The organism is Streptomyces anulatus, from assembly GCF_014650675.1.
Taxonomy (GTDB): Bacteria; Actinomycetota; Actinomycetes; order Streptomycetales; family Streptomycetaceae; genus Streptomyces; species Streptomyces anulatus.
In genome coordinates, this window is sequence record NZ_BMVK01000001.1 from 244,517 (window position 1) to 260,212 (window position 15,696).

Genomic DNA, 15,696 nt, shown 5'->3' on the forward strand with positions numbered 1-15,696 from the left:
TCCGGGACCCCCTCCCCGGCCCGGCATACAGTGGAGGTCCGTCGACCGTCACGGAGGGGGGTTCCGACGTGGCGAACGGCCCCCCGGGCGCACCCGTCGTCCACGGCTTTCCGCATCTGGACACGGTCCGCTCCGCCATCACCGCGCTCTACCGGCGGCTCTCCGCGGACGGCGTCCACGCCTATGCCACCAGCCTCCCGCCCGCCGACGCCGCGTTCGCGGACCAGGACGATCTGCACCTGGGAGCCCAGCGGGTGGCGCGCTCCCTGGTCCAGCACCTCCATCTGCCCGAGGCCCGCATGATCGTCGGCTTCCGGGCGATGGAGCACGCGGCGAGCGTGGAACTGACCGCCGGCCCCGAGTACTTCATCGAGCTCAACGACCGCTTCCGCACCCACCGCAGGGACATCGGGGCGGCGCTCGCGCACGAGGTCACCCATGTGCTGCTGCACCGGCTCGGCCTGGAGTTCCCCGGCACCCGCGCCAACGAGATCCTGACCGACACGACGACGGCCTACCTCGGCGCGGGCTGGCTGCTGCTGGACGCGTTCCGGGAGGACGCCACGTCCCGTCAGAAGCTCGGCTACCTCACCCCGGAGGAGTTCGGATACGTCCTGGCCAAGCGGGCGTTCGCCTTCGGCGAGGACCCCTCCCCGTGGTTCACCAGCCCCCAGGCGTACACCGCGTACACCAAGGGGCGGGAGCGGGCGCTGCACGATCTGCGCAGACCCCCGCTGACCGCAGCGGGCTGGGCGGGCCGCCGCCGCTACGCCAAGGACCGGCGGTACGCCCAGGACCACCCCGGCACGAGCCCGGACCCCAACGTCCCGTACGCCTTCGAGACCGGCGATCGGGGACTGCGCGTCTCCTTCCCCTGCCCCACCTGCCACCAGCGCATCCGGGTCCCCGTACGGGGCCGGTTCACCGCGCGCTGCGGGCTGTGCCGGACCGCCCTGGAATGCGACACCTGAGCACCGTTTCGGCCACCGTAGGATCGAAGCATGACGAACGAGCCGATCAGGGATGAACTACGCCTGTTCGACGCGCTGTACGAGGACGAGAACGCGGTCGTGCGGGCGCTGCGCTCGGGCGCCCTGGCCGAGTCGAGCGACGAGGAGGGCACGACGGCGCTCTATCTGGCGTCGGTGCAGGACCGGCTGGAGGCGGTGCGCCTGCTGCTCGTCGCCGGGGCCGACCCGAACCGGGCGAGCGGCCCGGGGGCGAGCGATCTGCCGCTGTGCGGGGCGGCGTGCGGCGGGCACACCGAGGTGGTGGAGGCGCTGCTGTCCGCCGGGGCCCGGCCGGATCTGCGCGAGGAGTTCGGTTTCACCGCGCTGCGGTGGGCGGTCGGCCTGGGGCAGGCCCCGACGGTGGAAGCGCTCCTCGCCCATGGCGCGGACCCGCTGCTGCCGGGTCCCCAGGGCGAGGCGATGCTGGTACTGGCGGCGCAGCGCGGATCCCTGCGGACGGTACGGGCGCTGCTCGCGCACGGCGCGGGGGCGGCGGGGCAGGAGCCCGTGGTCGCCCTCGCGCTGGCCGAGGCGCGGCGCATCGCCGCCCTCGATCCGGAACGGGAGTTGCGGCGGCGGCTGGAGGAGTCGTACGGCTCCGGCATCGAGACGGTGACGCTCCACGACCGCAGGGACGGCGAGGAGACGATGGCCGTGGAGCTGCTCCGGGACGGGGTGCCGTCGGCGGGCACGGACCAGCACACGGGGCACGGGGAGATCGCGGTCCTGCTGGGTGGGCCGTCGTAGTCGCTACCGGGCTCCTCGCCGGTCGCGCTCCCAGGCCTCACGGGTGAGTACGTACTCGACCTCGCCGTGCTCGGAGCCCTCGATGGCCTCCGGCCAGTCCTCGGTGTAGGCCCGCAGGAAGGTCAGCCCCGTCTTCTCCATCACGCGCCGGGATCCCGTGTTGACCGCCATGGTGTTGGCGGTGACCCGCTGGGTACCGAGGTCGGTGAACCCCTTGTCGACCAGGGCCCGCGCGCCCTCGGTGGCGTAACCGCGGCCCCAGGCGGCCCGGTTCAGCCGGTAGCCGAGCTCGGCGACGGCGGGATCGTGGTCGTCCAGCGGCCGGAGCTCGAACCAGCCCAGAAAGGCCCCGGTGTCCTTCTCCCGCGCGGCCCAGAAGCCGCGGGTTCCGGTGCACGGATGGTCGTGGAGGAGCCTCGGCAGGGTCCGGTCCCGGATGTCCTCGGGGCTCGTCGGCCGGCCGCCGTTGATGTACCGCATGACGGCGGGGTCGTTGTCGAGCGCGAGCAGGTCGGGGGCGTCGGCGTCCGTGACCGGGCGCAGGACGAGCCGGTCGGTCTCCAGGAAGGTGCGCATACGGTGATCCTCACGGTCGGCGGCCGGGTCGCGCCACCCGATTCGGGCGGGCGTCAGCGGTCCGCACCCGAGCCCTGGTCCCGGGCCTGGATCAGGAACGTCAGCCCTTCCGGGCTGCGCAGCCGCACGACGCGGCGACGGCCCTCCCCGGCGAGGGTGACGAGATCCGGACCGTGGGCGCGGGCCCGGCGGATCACGGCGTCCGGATCGTCCACGGCGAGGGCCAGTTCCCACTGCGGTGCGGAGCCGGCGGCGGGGCCCGCACCTGTGCCGCCCGGAGCGGGGCCGGCTTCCCGGAAGGCGGCCCGGCCGAGGGGCGTCCCCGTCGTCCTGGCATAGAACTCCCGGGCCCGCTCGGGGTCTTCGCAGGCCAGAACCGCGTGGTGGGGCGTGCCCTCCGCGGTGGCCGACACCGGCCACCCGGCGAATCCCCGCGGCCGCCAGAGGGAGAGGACGGCGCCCACCGGGTCGATCAGCGTGGCGATCCGGCCCTGGTCCCCCGCGTCGAACGGCGCGACGACGACCCGCGCCCCGTTCGCCACCGCCAGATCCGTACGGTGGTCCACGTCGTCGACCGCGAGGTAGTAGGCGATGTGGGGCGGCGTACCGGGCGGGTAGACCGGCTGGGCCAGGTCGCTCACCCCGCCGATCCGGTCGGCCCCGGCGGAGATCTTGACGGCCCGCCGCCAGTCCTCCTCGTCCACGGCGAAGTCCCAGCCCAGCACCGAGGAGAAGAAGGCGGCGGTGCCGGACGGGTCGCGGGTCTTGAGGTCCATCCAGCAGAACTCGTTCATCGGGCCGTGCCTCGTCATCGTGCGCTCCTCAGGTGTCCTCCGCTGGATACCGGGCGCCCGCACGGGTGCGCAAGCGGGTTTCCCGCGCCGTACGGGATGGGCGGGGCGCGGTGCCGGGGCACGGGGCCAGGGCACGAGGCACGGGCCACGCGGCACGCGGCACGCGGCACGGGGCACGGGGCACGCGGCACGCGGCACGCGGCACGCGGCACGGGGCACGGGGCACGCGGCACGCGGCACGGGAGACCGGCAGGATCGGCCAGACCTCCCCCGAGGCCAGGCCTCGCCCGGCAGGCGGCGGTTCGACGGCAGTCCTAGGGCGCCCCGTAGACCCGCCCCGGCTCCTCCGCGTCCGCCAGCAGCCGGCGCACCGTTTCGCCCGCCTCGGCCGGGGACCTGCGCGCGCCCCGGTCGTCGGTGGGGCCGGGGCGCCAGCCCTCCATGACGGTGATGCGGCCCGCCTCGGCCTCGAAGACGCGGCCCGTCACCCCGTCGCTCGCGGCGGAGCCGAGCCAGACGACGAGGGGCGAGACGTTCGCGGGGGCCATGGCGTCGAACTCCCCCTCCCCCGGGGCCGCCATCGTCTCGGCGAAGGTCAGCTCGGTCATCCGGGTCCGGGCTGCCGGGGCGAGGGCGTTGACGTGGACCCCGTACCGGCCCAGCTCGGCGGCCGCGACCAGGGTCAGGGCGACGATTCCGGCCTTGGCCGCCGCGTAGTTGCCCTGGCCGACGCTGCCGAGGAGTCCCGCGCCGGAGCTGGTGTTGATCACCCGGGCGGCCGGCGGGCGGCCCGCCTTCGCCTCGGCCCGCCAGTGGGCGGCGGCGTGCTTCAGGGGCAGGAAATGGCCTCTGAGGTGGACCCGCATCACCGCGTCCCAGTCGTCCTCGTCCAGGTTGACGAGCATCCGGTCGCGCAGGAAGCCCGCGTTGTTGACCAGGGTGTCGAGGCGGCCGAAGGCCTCCACGGCGGTGGCGACCAGGGAGGCCGCGCCTCCGGCCGTGGCGATGTCGCCGCCGTGGACGACGGCTTCGCCGCCCGCCGCCACGATCTCGTCGACGACCTCCCGGGCCGGGCCGGCGGAACCCCCGTCCCCGTCGGGCCCGACGCCGAGGTCGTTGACGACGACCCGCGCCCCTTCGGCGGCGAAGGCCAGGGCGTGGGCCCGGCCGAGTCCCCGTCCGGCGCCCGTGACGGCGACGACCCGGTCCGCGCAGAGTCCGGCGCGGCGTGCGGTGGGTGCGGTCATCTCATCTCCCCATGATCGACGGCTTGTTGACGGCCGGCTGACGGCTGACGGCCGGTTGGCGGCCGGGGGCGCTACTGCTACCGTCCACCTAACAAATGTTTGGTGGAAAGGTAGCTGATCCTCCGATGACTGTCTCCACCGCCCGCCCCTCGGACGGCGTCCGCGTCGTCACCGTGGACCGTCCCCCCGTCAACGCGCTTCCCGTACAGGGCTGGTACGACCTGGCGGACGCCGTCCGGACGGCGGGCCGCGATCCCGAGGTCCGCTGCGTCGTCCTGGCCGCCGCCGGGCGCGGCTTCAACGCGGGCGTCGACATCAAGGAGTTGCAGCGCGATACGGGGCACGAGGCCCTGATCGGCGCCAACCGGGGCTGCGCCGAGGCGTTCGCCGCGGTGTACACGTGCGAGGTCCCGGTCGTCGCGGCGGTGCAGGGCTTCTGCCTGGGCGGCGGGGTCGGACTCGTCGGGAACGCCGACGCGATCGTCGCGAGCGAGGACGCGGTCTTCGGCCTGCCGGAGCTGGACCGGGGCGCGCTCGGCGCCGCGACCCACCTGGCCCGGCTGGTCCCGCAGCACCTGATGCGCACGCTGTACTACACCTCCCGCACGGTCACCGCGGCGGAACTGCTCGCCCACGGATCGGTCTGGCGAGTGGTCCCGCACCCCGAACTGATGCACACCGCGCTGGAGTTGGCGGAGGAGATCGCCGCCAAGGACGGCCATCTGCTGCGGCTCGCGAAGGCCGCCCTGAACGGCATCGACCCCGTCGACGTCCGGCGCAGCTACCGCTTCGAGCAGGGGTTCACCTTCGAGGCGAACCTCGCCGGGACCGCCGACCGGGTCCGCGACACCTTCGGCAAGGAGGCCTGAACCATGAGCACTCCCCCTCACGTGCGCGACAAGACGATGACGCCCGAGGAGGTCGTCGACCGGCTGAGCAGCGGCATGACGATCGGCATCGGCGGCTGGGGGTCGCGCCGCAAGCCGATGGCCCTGGTCAGGGCCGTGCTCAGGTCGCCCGTCACCGATCTCACGGTGATCTCCTACGGCGGCCCGGACGTGGGGCTGCTGGCCGCGGCGGGCCGGATCCGCCGCCTGGTCACCGCGTTCGTGACGCTCGACTCCATCCCGCTGGAGCCGCACTACCGAGCGGCCCGGCAGCGCGGGGCGTTCGCACTGACGGAGATCGACGAGGCGATGTTCATGTGGGGGCTGCACGCGGCGGCGAACCGGCTGCCGTTCCTGCCGGTTCGCGCGGGCATCGGATCGGACGTGATGCGGGTCAACCCCGAGCTGCGCACGGTGACGTCACCGTACGAGGACGGCGAGGAGTTCGTCGCGATGCCGGCCCTGCGGATGGACGCGGCGCTGGTCCACCTCAACCGGGCGGACCGGCTCGGCAACGGCCAGTACCTGGGCCCCGACCCGTACTTCGACGACCTGTTCTGCGAGGCGGCCGACGCGGCCTACGTCTCCTGCGAACGCATCGTGGAGACCCGGGAACTGACCGGGAACTCCGCCGCCCCGCAGACCCTCCTCGTGCAGCGGCACTCCGTCACCGGTGTCGTGGAGACGCCGGGCGGGGCGCACTTCACCTCCTGCGTACCCGACCACCCGCGCGACGAGCCGTTCCAGAAGGCGTACGCGGCCGCGGCGGCGGACCCGGCCGCCTGGGCGGAGTTCGCGGCCCGATTCCTGCCGCCGGACGGCGACGAGAAGGGCTACCAGCAGGCCGTCCGCACCTGGCACGAGGAGCAGAAATGAACGCGTCGGCGACCGGAGGCATCACCCGTGCCGAGTACTGCGTGATCGCGTGCGCGGAGGCGTGGCGGGGCGACGGCGAGATCCTGGCCAGCCCGATGGGCGCGGTGCCGTCGGCCGGTGCACGGCTGGCCCGGCTGACCTTCGCCCCCGACCTGCTGCTCACGGACGGGGAGGCGACGCTCGTCGGCCCGGACGGCGAGGCGGAGGGCTGGCTCCCCTACCGCAGGCATCTGGCCCTGGTGACCGGCGGGCGGCGGCACGTGATGATGGGCGCGAGCCAGATCGACCGCTTCGGCAACCAGAACATCTCCTGCATCGGCGACTGGGAGCAGCCCTCGCGGCAACTGCTGGGCGTACGCGGAGCGCCGGTCAACACTCTGAACAATCCGGTGAGTTACTGGATCCCCCGGCACTCCCCCCGGGTCTTCGTCAGCCGCGTCGACATGATCTGCGGGGTCGGCCACGACAGCGCGCGGGCGGCGGGCCCGTCGGCCACCCGCTTCCACCGCATCCCGCGGGTCGTCAGCGATCTCGGGGTCTTCGACTTCGCGACGCCCGACCGTTCGATGCGCCTGGCCTCGGTCCACCCCGGCGTCACGGTGGACCAGGTCCGCGAGGCGACGGGCTTCGCGCTCACGGTCCCCGCCGACGTCCCGTACACCCGCGACCCCTCCCCCGCCGAACTCGCGCTGATCCGCGAGGTCGTCGACCCGGCCCGCGCCCGGGACCGGGAGGTCCGGTCCTGATGCGCACCGCTCTGACCGACCTCGTCGGCGTCCGGCACCCGATCGTGCAGACCGGGATGGGCTGGGTGGCGGGCCCCCGCCTGGTCACCGCGACTGCGCGGGCCGGGGCGCTCGGCATCCTGGCCTCGGCGACCATGACGCCGGATCAACTGCGGTCCGCCGTACGGGAGGTGAAGTCCCGGACGGACGCGCCGTTCGGGGTGAATCTGCGGGCGGATGCGGGAGACGCCCCGGAGCGGGTCCGGATCATCGTCGAGGAGGGCGTGCGGGTGGCGTCGTTCGCGCTCGCCCCGTCGAAGGAGCTGATCGCGGAGCTGAAGGACGCGGGCGTCGTCGTCGTCCCGTCGGTGGGGGCCCGACGGCACGCGGAGAAGGTCGCGGCGTGGGGCGCGGACGCGGTGATCGTGCAGGGCGGCGAGGGCGGCGGCCACACCGGCGAGGTCGCCACCACGGTGCTGCTGCCGCAGGTCGTGGACGCGGTGGACATCCCGGTGGTCGCGGCGGGCGGCTTCCACGACGGCCGGGGCCTGGTGGCGGCGCTGGCGTACGGGGCGGCGGGCGTCGCCATGGGAACCCGGTTCCTGCTGACCTCGGACTCGACGGTCCCGGACGCGGTGAAGGCCCGCTATCTGGCGGCGACCGCCAAGGACATCATCCTGACGAGGGCGGTGGACGGACTCCCGCACCGGATGCTCCGTACGGAGATGGTGGCGGAACTGGAGGGTGCGGGCCGGCTGCGCTCCCTGTACCGGGCGCTGCGCCGGGCGTCCGGCTTCCGCCGGATCTCCGGCCTGAGCTGGCCGGCCATGGTCCGCGACGGCCTGGCGATGCGGCACGGCAAGGACCTGAGCTGGAGCCAGGTGCTGCTGGCGGCGAACACCCCGATGCTGCTGAGGGCGTCCATGGTCGACGGCCGCACGGACCTCGGCATCATGGCCTCGGGCCAGGTGGCGGCCCTGATCGAGGATCTGCCGAGCGTGGCGGAGCTGGTGGCCCGGATCCTGTCCGAGGCGGAGACGACGCTCACGACCCTGGCCGCCGAATCCGGCCCACCCGGCAGGTGAAAACCGCCCCGAGCCCACATCGGCCCGGGCCGGACGACCGGGCGGCCACACCCAGCCCGTCCGGCGCTTGAGGACAAGACCCCGGCCGACGTCGGCCCGAGGCCGGGCGTTGGGCCGATGCCAACAGCCGGGCAGCCCAATCCAGCCCGTCCGGCGCTTGAGGACAAGACCCCGGCCGACGTCGGCCCGAGGCTGGACGACCGGACCGCCACACCCAGCCCGTCCGGCGCTTGAGGACAAAGCCCCGGCCCGGGGCTTTCGGGGCTCTGCCCCGGGCCCCGGTCCTCAATCGCCGGACGGCTTGAGGTGGCCCGGTCCTCAAACGCCGGAACGGCTAGAGGTGGCCCGGTCCTCAAACGCCGGAACGGCTAGAGGTGGCCCGGTCCTCAAACGCCGGAACGGCTAGAGGTGGCCCGGTCCTCAAACGCCGGAACGGCTAGAGGTAGGCCGGTCCTCGCCGCCGAACGGCTAGAGGTGGCCCGGCCCTCCGCCGCCGAGCCGGCCAGGGGTGGGCCCTACGCGGCGCTACGCGGCCCGGCGCCCCCGCGCAGGCGCGCCGGAGCGCCCCGTGCCACGGGACTCGCCGCCCGATCGCGCCCCGCCACCGGAGCGCGCGGCCCCGCCGGAGCGTCCCGCGCCGCCACCGGCACCGGCGGCACCGGCACCCGTGCCGGCCCCGCGCCGTCCACGTCCCCGGCTGCCGGACCGCACCGTGCCCCCGCCGGAGCCGGAGCCCGCCGAACCGCCCGACCGGGTCCGCTGCTTCGGCGGCGTCGGCTGCGGCACCTCGATCACGATCGCGACGCCCGAGGGCTCGCGGGCTCCGGTGATCCGGCCCAGTTCCGCGTCGCTGGAGGTGACCCGCGTGGTGCGCGGCGCGATGCCGGCGTCCTGCATCAGCCGGGTCATCTCGCGCTTCTCCTCGGGCAGCACCAGCGTGACGACGCTGCCGGACTCCCCGGCGCGCGCCGTGCGCCCGCCGCGGTGGAGGTAGTCCTTGTGGTCGGTCGGCGGGTCCACGTTGACGACCAGATCGAGGTCGTCGACGTGGATGCCTCGGGCCGCGACGTTCGTCGCGACGAGCGCGGTGACCTGACCGTTCTTGAACTGGTCGAGCGTCCGGTTGCGCTGCGGCTGCGAGCGCCCGCCGTGCAGGGCGGCAGCCCGTACACCGCTGGCGAGCAGCCGCTTGGCGAATCGGTCGGCGGCGCGCTTGGTGTCGACGAACATGATCACCCGGCCCTCGCGGGCGGCGATCTTCGTGGCGACGGCCTTCTTGTCGGTCTCGTCCAGGACGTGGAGCACGTGGTGCTCCATCGTGGTGACCGCACCGGCGGACGGGTCGACGGAGTGCACGACCGGGTCGGTGAGGAACATCTTCACGAGCCGGTCGATGTTCTTGTCGAGGGTCGCGGAGAACAGCATCCGCTGACCGTCCGCCTCGACCTGCTTGAGCAGGGCGACGACCTGCGGCATGAAGCCCATGTCGGCCATCTGGTCGGCCTCGTCGAGGACGGTGATGGAGACCTCGTCCAGGCGGCAGTCGCCGCGCTCGATGAGGTCCTTGAGCCGGCCGGGGGTGGCGACGAGCACTTCGGCGCCGCGCCGCAGGGTGGCGGACTGCTTGGTGATCGACATGCCGCCGACGACGGTGGCCATCCGCAGGTTCACGGCGGTCGCGTACGGGGTCAGCGCGTCGGTGACCTGCTGGGCCAGCTCGCGGGTGGGCACGAGGACCATGGCGAGCGGGGCGCGCGGCTCGCTGCGGCGTCCGGCGGTGCGGGCCAGCAGCGCCAGGCCGAAGGCGAGCGTCTTGCCGGAGCCGGTGCGTCCTCGGCCGAGGATGTCGCGGCCGGCCAGCGAGTTCGGCAGGGTCGCGCCCTGGATCGGGAACGGCTCGGTGACGCCCTGCGCGGTGAGGGTCTTCAGCAGCCCGGCGGGCATGTCCAGGTCGGCGAAGGCGTCGACGGCGGGCAGCGCGGGGGTCACGGTCTCCGGCAGGGCGAACTCGCCCTGCGGCGGGGTGGCGCGACGACGGGCCGGGGGCTTGGAGCCGCCCTGGGCCCTGGAGCGGGGTGCGCCGCCCCGGCCGTTCGCGGGAGCCTGGGTGCCGGCGCCCTGGCCGCGGCCTCGGCCACGGGCCGGTCGCGAGCGGGGGGTGCGGTCCTGGCGTTCGGAGCTGGTCATACGGAATTGCCCTCCTGGGGGATTCCTGGGCAACTGCCGAGTGGGTTTACTGCGATGTGCCGGCCCGACCGTCTGTGATGCGCCCCCAGGATGTGCGCACGAAACGGGTTTTTTCTCGGACAGCACAAACCGGGGCCCGCACCTTCACGGTGCGGGCCCCGGTCAGCGAGGTACGCGTCCGGCAATTAGGCCGGGACGATGTTCTCCGCCTGCGGGCCCTTCTGGCCCTGCGTGACGTCGAAGGAGACCTTCTGGCCCTCCTGGAGCTCACGGAAGCCCGAGGTGGCGATGTTGGAGTAGTGGGCGAAGACGTCGGCGCCGCCGCCGTCCTGCTCGATGAAGCCGAAGCCCTTTTCCGAGTTGAACCACTTCACGGTTCCAGTAGCCATGTCATTCTCCTAAAAGAGGTGCAGTGCCGAGAACCCGCACTTTACGGATTCCAAGTCGCCGCATTGAGCCCCACCCGGAGAAAGCCGGAAAACAATAAAGCGCCTGAGGAAGCATTCCCGTCAGGCGCACATAAAGTTCATGGGTACCAAAACTGCAACGGGAAACACCCTAGCACGTCCTCTCCTCCGGCGGCGGATCACGCCACACCGCCGGAGGGAAAACTTGGCTGACCAGAGGGTGTACGGGCGGGGCCCGCCGGGGGCGGGGGCGGGCCGGGGCCCGGCTCTCAGAGTCGCTCGACGATGGTGACGTTGGCCTGTCCGCCGCCCTCGCACATCGTCTGGAGCCCGTAGCGGCCGCCGGTGCGTTCCAGTTCGTGCAGCAGGGTCGTCATGAGCCGGGCCCCGGTCGCGCCGAGCGGGTGGCCCAGCGCGATGGCTCCGCCGTTGACGTTGACCCGCCCGGGGTCCGCACCGGTCTCTTTCAGCCAGGCGAGGACGACCGGGGCGAACGCCTCGTTGATCTCGACGAGGTCGATGGCGTCGATGGTGAGGCCGGTCTTCTTCAGGGCGTAAGCGGTGGCCGGGATCGGGGCCGAGAGCATCCGGATCGGGTCCTCGCCCCGTACGGACAGGTGGTGGACGCGGGCCCGCGGGGTGAGCCCGTGTTCGGCGACGGCCCGCTCCGAGGCGATGAGCAGGGCGGCGGCCCCGTCGGACACCTGGGACGAGCAGGCCGCGGTGATGCTGCCGCCCTCCACGACAGGGCTCAGACCGGCCATTTTCTCCAGGGTGGTGTCGCGGCGCGGCCCCTCGTCCACGGTGACGTCCCCGTACGCGACGGTCTCGCGGGCGAAGCGGCCCTCGTCGATGGCGCGGATCGCCCGCTGGTGGGAGGTGAGGGCGAACTCCTCCATGTCCCGGCGGCCGATGTCCCACTTCTCGGCGATCAGCTGGGCGCCGTGGAACTGGTTGACGGGGGCGTCGCCGTAGCGGGCGCGCCAGCCCTCGCTGCCCGCGTACGGCCCCTGGGTGAGGCCGAGGGGTTCGGCGGCCTGCCGGGAGGCGAACGCGATCGGGATCTGGGTCATGTTCTGGGTGCCGCCCGCGACGACGAGGTCCTGGGTGCCGGAGAGGACGCCCTGGGCCGCGAAGTGGAGGGCCTGCTGGGAGGAGCCGCACTGCCGGTCGATGGTGACGCCGGGAACCTCCTCGGGGAGTCCGGCGGCCAGCCATGACGTACGGGCGATGTCGCCGGCCTGCGGTCCGACGGTGTCGAGGCAGCCGAAGACGACGTCCTCGACGGCCGCCGGGTCGACGCCGGAGCGGGCGATCAGCTCTTTCAGCACGTGCGCGCCGAGGTCGGCGGGGTGGGCGGCCCCGAGGCCGCCCCTGCGCCGCCCGACGGGGGTGCGTACCGCTTCGACGATGTAGGCCTCGGCCATGGCTGCTGCTCCTCGGTGCGCTCGGGATGGACCGTTTCCGGTTACGTACGCAGGGCGATTCCGTCGAGCACCATCGAGAGGTACTGACGGGCGATCTCTTCGGGGCTGTGGTGTCCGCCGGGCCGGTACCAGGAGGCCGCGACCCAGACGGTGTCGCGGACGAAGCGGTAGGTGAGGCGGATGTCGAGGTCGTCGCGGAAGACGCCTTCGGCGACGCCGCGTTCCAGGGTGCCGAGCCAGGCCTTCTCGAACTTCGTCTGCGAGTCGACGAGGTAGGCGAAGCGCGGCTGGGTGGCGAGGTGCTTGGACTCCTTCTGGTAGATCGCGACGGCGGGGCGGTGCCGGTCGATCTCCCGGAAGGACTCGGTGACCAGGGCCTCGATGGTCTCGCGGGGGCCGAGACCGGCTTCCAGGACCGCGTCGTAGCCCTGCCAGAGCTCGTCGAGGAAGGTGGAGAGGATCTCGTCGATCATCGATTCCTTGGAATCGAAGTGGTAGTAGAGGCTGCCCGCGAGCATCCCGGCCTCGTCCGCGATCCGGCGGACGGTGGTGGCGTTGTATCCCTGGGCGGCGAAGACCTCGGCGGCGGTGGCGAGCAGTTCTCCGCGTCGCTCCGGCGTGGGGGTCACCTGGGGCTTCTTCTTGGTAGGCACCCGGCCATTGTCCGCCCGCGGCCCGTGTGTTCACGCATGCTGGCTGCTGACGGGGACGACCTCGCCGGTCATGTACGAGGAGTAGCCGCTGGCGAGGAAGACGATCACGTTGGCGACCTCCCAGGGTTCGGCGTACCGACCGAAGGCCTCCTTCTCGGTGAGTTCGGCGAGCAGTTCGGCGGAGGTGACCTTGGCCAGGTGCGGGTGCATGGCGAGGCTGGGGGCGACGGCGTTGACGCGTACGCCGTAGTCGGCGGCCTCGACGGCGGCGCAGCGGGTGAGGGCCATGACGCCGGCCTTGGCGGCGGCGTAGTGGGCCTGGCCGCGCTGGGCGCGCCAGCCGACGACGGAGGCGTTGTTGACGAGGACTCCCCCGGTTCCGGCGGCCTTGAGGGAGCGCAGGGCGGCGCGGGTGCAGCGGAAGGTGCCGTTGAGGGTGACGTCGAGGATCCTCGTCCACTGGTCGTCGGTCATCTCGGTGAGTTCGGCGGTGCCGCCGAGGCCCGCGTTGTTGACGACGATGTCCAGGCCGCCGTGGACGCGTTCGGCGTGTGCGAAGAGGGCCCCGACCTGATCCTCGTCGGTGACGTCGCAGGTCAGGTGGGTGACGCGGTCGGGTCCGAACGCGTCGGCGAGGGCGTGTGCGCTCTCCTTCAGCCGGCGGGCGTGGGCGTCGCCGATCACGACGCGGGCGCCCTCCTCCAGGAAGCGGCGGGCGGTCGCGCCGCCGATCCCGGCTCCGGCGGCGGCGGTGACGACGGCGGTGCGGCCGGCCAGCAGTCCGTGTCCCGGCACGTACGGCGGTGTGTCCATGGCCCGGTCCCCCGGCTTCTCGACGGTCTGTGGGTCGTACGTTAACCTACCAAACACTTGTTAGGGAACGCCCTCGGCGACGGGCCGACCGGACGGAAGGCGGGCGCTTCATGGATCTGGCGCACACGGCACGGACAGAAGCCCTGCGCTCCGAGGCCCGGGGCTGGCTCCGGGAGCACGTACCGGCCCGGCCGCTGCCCTCCCTGGAGACCGAGGAGGGGTTCGCCGCGCACCGGAAGTGGGAAGCCCTGCTGCACACCGGCCGGTGGTCGGCGGTCTCCTGGCCGGAGGAGTACGGGGGCCGGGGCGCGGACCTCTTCGGCTGGCTGGCGTTCGAGGAGGAGTACTGGGCGGCGGGCGCACCGGGCCGGGTCTCGCAGAACGGGATCAGCCTCCTCGCCCCGACCCTCCTCGCCCACGGCACGGCCGAGCAGCGGGCCCGGGTGCTGCCCCCGATGGCGAGCGGCGAGGAGATCTGGGCGCAGGCCTGGTCGGAGCCGGAGGCCGGGTCGGACCTGGCGGCGCTGCGGTCGCGGGCGGTGCGCACGGACGGCGGCTGGCTGTTGTCGGGGCAGAAGACCTGGTCCTCGCGGGCGGCGTTCGCGGACCGGGCCTTCGGCATCTTCCGTACGGACCCCGGGGCTTCGAAGCCGCATCACGGGCTCACGTATCTGATGTTCGGGCTGTCGGAGCCGGGGGTCACCGTGCGCCCCATCGGGCGGCTGGACGGGAAGCCCGCGTTCGCCGAGATCTTCCTCGACGAGGTCTTCGTACCGGACGGGGACGTCATCGGGGAGCCGGGGCAGGGCTGGCGCATCGCCATGTCGGCCACCGGCGACGAGCGCGGCCTGACCCTCCGCTCCCCCGGCCGTTTCCTGGCCGCCGCCGACCGGCTGAAGGACCTGTGGCGGAGGACGGGCGACCCTGCGGACACGGCGCTGCGGGACCGGGTGGCGGACGCGGTGATCGGGGCGCGGGCGTATCAGCTGTTCACGGCCGCCTCCGCGTCCCGCTTCGCGGCGGGGGCGTCGCTGGGGCCCGAGTCCAGTCTGAACAAGGTGTTCTGGTCGGGTTACGACATAGCGCTGCACGAGACGGCGCTCGATCTGCTGGGCCCGGACGCGGAGCTGGCGGACACGGCGTGGGCGGAGGGGTACGTCTTCGCGCTCGCGGGCCCCGTGTACGCCGGGACGAACGAGATCCAGCGGGACATCATCGCCGAGCGGCTGCTCGGCCTGCCGAAGGGACGGCACTGATGCGTTTCCTCCTCGACGACGAGCAGCGGGAGTTCGCCCGCTCGCTGGACGCGATGCTGACGGCGGCCGGCACGCCGTCGGTCCTGCGGGCGTGGGCCGCCGGGGATCGCGGGCCGGGGCGGGCCCTGTGGGGGCGGCTCGCGGACGCGGGGGTGTTCGCGCTCGCGGTCCCGGAGGCGTACGGGGGTCTCGGGCCGCTCCCCGTGGAGCTGGCCGTCGCCTGCGTCGAGCTGGGGCGGCACGCGGTGCCCGGACCGGTGGCGGAGACCCTGGCGGCCGGGGTGCTGCTGAGCGGGGCGGGCGGGCCGGCGGCCGAGGAGTGGCTGCCCCGGATCGCCTCCGGCGGCGCGGTGGTCTCGCTGCGGCTGGCGGGGCACGGGCCGTACGCCCTGGACGCGGACGCGGCGGACGCGGTGTTCACGGTGGACGGCGACGAACTGCGGATCGCGCCGGGGCCCGGGGAGCCGTCGGCGTCGGCGGATCCGGCGCGGCGGCTGTTCCGGCCGGAGGCGGGCGGCGCGGTGGCGGCGGCCGGTCCCGGGGTGCGCGGGGCGGCGCGGGCGGCGGGCGATCTGGCGGGGTTCGCCACGGCGGCCCTGGCGCTGGGATGCGGGGAGGAGCTGCTGCGGGCGACCGTGGCGTACGTGAAGCAGCGCACCCAGTTCGGGGTGCCCGTCGGGTCGTTCCAGGCGGTCAAGCACCGGCTCGCGGACACCCTGATCGGGCTGGAGTTCGCACGCCCGCTGCTGTACGGGGCGGCGGTGGAGCTGGCCGGGGGAACGGCCGGGGCGGGGGCGGCGGTCGCGGCGGCGAAGGCGGCGGCGGGCGAGGCGGCGTACGCGGCGGCCCGCACCGCGCTCCAGTCGCACGGCGCGGTCGGCTACACCGAGGAGCTGGACCTCGCGTGGTGGCTGCGCCGGGCCCGGCCGCTGCGGGACGCCTGGGGGACGCCGTCCGCCTGCCGGGCCCGGGTGCTGGCGGGCTGAGAGCCGGGCGCGCGGACCCG

The 15,696-nt window shown here is 73.7% G+C and carries 16 protein-coding genes; 8 read left to right on the forward strand and 8 right to left on the reverse strand.

Annotated features, from left to right (window positions below; translation table 11 throughout):
* Positions 1-68: 68 nt before the first annotated feature.
* Both IE272_RS01075 and IE272_RS01080 read left to right on the forward strand, forming a co-directional pair.
* Positions 69-971, forward strand: coding sequence for a hypothetical protein (locus tag IE272_RS01075; protein ID WP_056706344.1), 903 nt, complete (start codon positions 69-71; stop codon positions 969-971).
* A gap of 30 nt (positions 972-1,001) precedes the next feature.
* Positions 1,002-1,757 (forward strand): ankyrin repeat domain-containing protein, encoded by a 756-nt coding sequence (locus IE272_RS01080; protein WP_050358116.1) that lies wholly within the window; start codon positions 1,002-1,004, stop codon positions 1,755-1,757.
* Between the two features lie 3 nt (positions 1,758-1,760).
* On the opposite strand, the gene IE272_RS01085 is transcribed toward IE272_RS01080, so the two are convergent.
* The 3 genes from IE272_RS01085 to IE272_RS01095 all read right to left on the reverse strand — a co-directional run bounded on the left by IE272_RS01085 (position 1,761) and on the right by IE272_RS01095 (position 4,374).
* Positions 1,761-2,333, reverse strand: coding sequence for a GNAT family N-acetyltransferase (locus IE272_RS01085; protein WP_190006063.1), 573 nt, complete (start codon positions 2,331-2,333; stop codon positions 1,761-1,763).
* Positions 2,334-2,386: 53 nt separating this feature from the next.
* A complete protein-coding gene (locus tag IE272_RS01090; RefSeq protein WP_190006064.1) occupies positions 2,387-3,145 on the reverse strand; it encodes a VOC family protein in 759 nt (252 codons plus the stop codon).
* Between the two features lie 296 nt (positions 3,146-3,441).
* Entirely contained in the window at positions 3,442-4,374 is a 933-nt protein-coding gene (locus IE272_RS01095; protein WP_190006065.1) for an SDR family oxidoreductase, read from the reverse strand.
* Between the two features lie 125 nt (positions 4,375-4,499).
* Between IE272_RS01095 and IE272_RS01100 the strand changes: the two genes are divergently transcribed.
* Genes IE272_RS01100 through IE272_RS01115 form a run of 4 tightly spaced genes read left to right on the forward strand, consistent with a single transcriptional unit; the run spans position 4,500 to position 7,947 of the window.
* A complete protein-coding gene (locus IE272_RS01100; RefSeq protein ID WP_050358112.1) occupies positions 4,500-5,243 on the forward strand; it encodes an enoyl-CoA hydratase family protein in 744 nt (247 codons plus the stop codon).
* A gap of 3 nt (positions 5,244-5,246) precedes the next feature.
* Positions 5,247-6,137, forward strand: coding sequence for a CoA transferase subunit A (locus IE272_RS01105; RefSeq protein ID WP_056706351.1), 891 nt, complete (start codon positions 5,247-5,249; stop codon positions 6,135-6,137).
* Positions 6,134-6,883 carry a CoA-transferase subunit beta gene (locus IE272_RS01110; protein WP_050358110.1) on the forward strand — a complete coding sequence of 250 codons (750 nt, stop codon included), beginning with the start codon at positions 6,134-6,136 and terminating at the stop codon, positions 6,881-6,883. Before IE272_RS01105 ends, IE272_RS01110 begins: the two co-directional genes overlap by 4 nt.
* Positions 6,883-7,947: an NAD(P)H-dependent flavin oxidoreductase gene (locus tag IE272_RS01115; RefSeq protein WP_190006066.1), complete on the forward strand. Its 1,065-nt coding sequence runs from the start codon at positions 6,883-6,885 to the stop codon at positions 7,945-7,947. The genes IE272_RS01110 and IE272_RS01115 overlap by 1 nt, the downstream gene beginning before the upstream one ends.
* Before the next feature lie 525 nt (positions 7,948-8,472).
* Here the strand turns inward: IE272_RS01115 and IE272_RS01120 are convergent.
* The 5 genes from IE272_RS01120 to IE272_RS01140 form a co-directional block, all read right to left on the reverse strand.
* Positions 8,473-10,134 (reverse strand): DEAD/DEAH box helicase, encoded by a 1,662-nt coding sequence (locus IE272_RS01120; protein ID WP_190006067.1) that lies wholly within the window; start codon positions 10,132-10,134, stop codon positions 8,473-8,475.
* A gap of 185 nt (positions 10,135-10,319) precedes the next feature.
* Positions 10,320-10,523 carry a cold-shock protein gene (locus IE272_RS01125; RefSeq protein ID WP_003969786.1) on the reverse strand — a complete coding sequence of 68 codons (204 nt, stop codon included), beginning with the start codon at positions 10,521-10,523 and terminating at the stop codon, positions 10,320-10,322.
* A gap of 287 nt (positions 10,524-10,810) precedes the next feature.
* Positions 10,811-11,968: an acetyl-CoA C-acetyltransferase gene (locus IE272_RS01130; protein ID WP_190006068.1), complete on the reverse strand. Its 1,158-nt coding sequence runs from the start codon at positions 11,966-11,968 to the stop codon at positions 10,811-10,813.
* Between the two features lie 41 nt (positions 11,969-12,009).
* The gene (locus IE272_RS01135; RefSeq protein ID WP_073958960.1) at positions 12,010-12,621 is read right to left on the reverse strand and encodes a TetR/AcrR family transcriptional regulator; all 612 of its coding nucleotides are present in this window, start codon (positions 12,619-12,621) and stop codon (positions 12,010-12,012) included.
* Between the two features lie 30 nt (positions 12,622-12,651).
* A complete protein-coding gene (locus IE272_RS01140) occupies positions 12,652-13,434 on the reverse strand; it encodes an SDR family oxidoreductase (RefSeq protein WP_056706362.1) in 783 nt (260 codons plus the stop codon).
* Between the two features lie 110 nt (positions 13,435-13,544).
* On the opposite strand from IE272_RS01140, the gene IE272_RS01145 reads away from it, so the two are divergent.
* Positions 13,545-14,690: an acyl-CoA dehydrogenase family protein gene (locus tag IE272_RS01145; protein ID WP_190006069.1), complete on the forward strand. Its 1,146-nt coding sequence runs from the start codon at positions 13,545-13,547 to the stop codon at positions 14,688-14,690.
* Positions 14,690-15,676: an acyl-CoA dehydrogenase family protein gene (locus IE272_RS01150; RefSeq protein WP_056706366.1), complete on the forward strand. Its 987-nt coding sequence runs from the start codon at positions 14,690-14,692 to the stop codon at positions 15,674-15,676. The genes IE272_RS01145 and IE272_RS01150 overlap by 1 nt, the downstream gene beginning before the upstream one ends.
* Positions 15,677-15,696: the final 20 nt, after the last annotated feature.